We start from the raw sequence: 2,637 nt of genomic DNA on the forward strand, positions 1-2,637 counted from the left end.
TGCGTATTCCGCGCCATCGTGACCACCCATTCCGTTTCAACGTGACCGCCTGTTCCGGGCGATCGTGACCGCTGATTCCGTTTTATCGTGACCGATTTTGGGTGGTTCTCCGGAATCACTGGTCACGATGCCGGAATCGTCGGTCACGATCCCGGAATCACCGCCAACCTGCTGGAATTCTTCAACTTTATTCGGCATACCGGTTCTTTTTCACTTCGGGGAGGAGCGGATGCCGGTTGCGAGGATTTCCATGCGACAGATAATCGAGGTCTTGCGCCTCAAGTACGAATCAGGTCTGAGTCATGAGCGCATCGCTCGGGCCTGCGGCATCTCCAAGGGAGTGGTTGGCAAGTACGTCAGCCTGGCTAAGGTTCAGGGCGTCACTTGGCCGTTGCCTGAGGGCACTGACGAGTCCCGGCTGGAGGCGTTGCTGTTCCCGGCCACAACACCACCCACACGCTTTGCCGAGCCGGACTATTTCCAGGTCCATCAGGAGCTCAAGGCCAAGGGGGTCACCCTGCAACTGCTCTGGGCCGAGTACGTGGAGCGTCACGGCGATAAAGCCTACCGTTACAGCCAGTTCTGTCATCACTACCGGGGCTGGCGTGAACGGCAGCGGCGCAGCATGCGTCAGGTTCACCGGGCTGGTGAGAAGATCTTTATCGACTACTGCGGGCCTACCGTGCCGGTGGTGGATCGGGCTACGGGCGAGATCCGCAAGGCACAGGTCTTTGTCGCCGTGCTGGGGGCCTCCAGCTACACTTTCTCCGAGGCCACCTGGAGTCAGCGCCTGCCGGACTGGATTGCCTCGCACCAGCGGATGTTCGCCTTCTTCGGCGGGGTGCCAGAGCTGCTGGTGCCGGACAACCTCAAGGCTGCCGTGACCAAGGCAGACCGATACACCCCCTCGATCAATGAGACCTACGCGGATCTGGCCGCGCACTACCGAACTGCGGTGCTGCCTGCACGACCCTACAAGCCCAAGGACAAGGCAAAAGCCGAAGCCGCCGTGCTGTTGGTCGAGCGCTGGATCCTGGCCCGGTTGCGGCACCAGACCTTCTTCACCCTGGCCGAACTGAACAAGGCCATTGCCGACCTGTTACCGCCGCTGAACCAGCGTCCGCTCCAAGGGCGGAGCGAGAGCCGTCGGAGCCTGTTCGAAGGTCTTGACCGGCCAGCCCTGCGACCGCTGCCGGCAACCCCTTACGTCTACGCTGAATGGCGCAAAGCGCGGCCAGGCATCGACTACCACATCGACGTGGAGAAGCGGCTGTACAGCGTGCCCCACGCCCTGGTGGGTCTGGTGCTGGACGTGCGAGTAACCCATAACGCGGTGGAGGTCATGCACAAGGGGCAGCGGGTGGCGCTGCACCCCCGCCACGGCAAGGACCGCTTCGTCACCCTGACCGAGCACATGCCCAAGTCGCATCAGGCCCATAAGAACTGGTCGCCCGGACGCTTCCTCAACTGGGGCAAGGACATCGGCCCCAGCACGCAGGCGGTCGTCCAGATGCAGCTCCGGGACCGCCCCCATCCAGAGCATGGTTACCGCGCCTGTCTGGGCCTGTTGAACCTCAGCCGTCGCTACAGCCGTGATCGTCTGGAGCAGGCCTGTGCGCGGGCTCTGGCCATCAACTCGACCAGCTACCAGAGCATTACGTCGATCCTGAAACAGGGCCTGGATCAGCTGCCTCTGCCCCTATCCGAGGACGAGACTGAGATGACCGAATTGCCCAGCCACACCAATGTGCGCGGCTCTCACTACTACCACTGATACCGGAGAAACTCATGCTGACTCAAAACACGCTCGATACCCTGCGCCAACTGAAACTAACCGGCATGTGCGATGCCCTGGAGCAACAGCGCATCCAGCCCGACACCCACGACTTGGCGTTCGAGGAACGCCTGGCCCTACTGGTGGATCGGGAAGTGCTGCACCGGGAAAACCGCCGGCTGGACCGGCTACTCAAGGCGGCCCACCTGCGGGTGCCGTCCTGTGTTGAAGATATCGACTATCGCCACCCGCGCGGACTGGAGCGCTCTCGTATGGCGGAAATGGCCAGCTGCGACTGGGTCAGGCAGTCGCTGAACCTGTGCATAACCGGACCCACCGGCTGCGGCAAGACCTGGCTGGCGTGCGCTCTGGGTAACCAGGCTTGCCGGCAAGGCTTGTCCGTACGCTACTTGCGGGTGCCACGGCTGTTCGATCAGGTGCGCATCGCCCACGGTGATGGCAGCTACGCCCGGCTGATGAACCAGCTACTGAAAACCGACCTGTTAATCCTGGATGACTGGGGCATGCAGAAGGTGACCGCGCAGCAGCGACAGGACCTGATGGAGGTCATCGAAGACCGGCATGGCCGGGGCTCAACTCTGATAGCCAGTCAGCTGCCGACCGAGCACTGGCATGACTACATCGGCTCCGCCACGCTGGCCGACGCCATCCTGGACCGGCTCCTCCACGGTGCCCACCGACTCAATCTGAAGGGGGAATCACTGAGAAAAACCAGGGCTGAGACACCGGCGGCAGTTGACCTATCGTGACCGCTTAAAGTACAAAACCCACTCCAGCGCGATGGCCGTGTGCAAACCGGTCACGATGCCCGGAATGACCGGTCACGCTCGCCGGAATACGCA

3 protein-coding genes are annotated in these 2,637 nt (G+C 62.2%); 2 read left to right on the forward strand and 1 reads right to left on the reverse strand.

Annotated features, from left to right (window positions below; all coding sequences use genetic code 11):
- Positions 1 to 36: 36 nt before the first annotated feature.
- On the reverse strand, positions 37 to 198 hold the full coding sequence (locus tag INT39_RS22215; RefSeq protein ID WP_176472780.1) for a hypothetical protein: 162 nt from the start codon (positions 196 to 198) through the stop codon (positions 37 to 39).
- A gap of 31 nt (positions 199 to 229) precedes the next feature.
- Here INT39_RS22215 and istA point away from each other — a divergent pair, with 31 nt between their 5' ends.
- Together istA and istB are read left to right on the forward strand one after the other, a co-directional pair.
- The gene (gene istA, locus INT39_RS22220; RefSeq protein WP_193076141.1) at positions 230 to 1,774 is read left to right on the forward strand and encodes an IS21 family transposase; all 1,545 of its coding nucleotides are present in this window, start codon (positions 230 to 232) and stop codon (positions 1,772 to 1,774) included.
- A 14-nt stretch (positions 1,775 to 1,788) separates the two neighbouring features.
- A complete protein-coding gene (gene istB, locus INT39_RS22225; protein WP_095624296.1) occupies positions 1,789 to 2,544 on the forward strand; it encodes an IS21-like element helper ATPase IstB in 756 nt (251 codons plus the stop codon).
- Positions 2,545 to 2,637: the final 93 nt, after the last annotated feature.

The sequence above is a fragment of the Pseudomonas sp. FME51 genome, assembly GCF_014897305.1.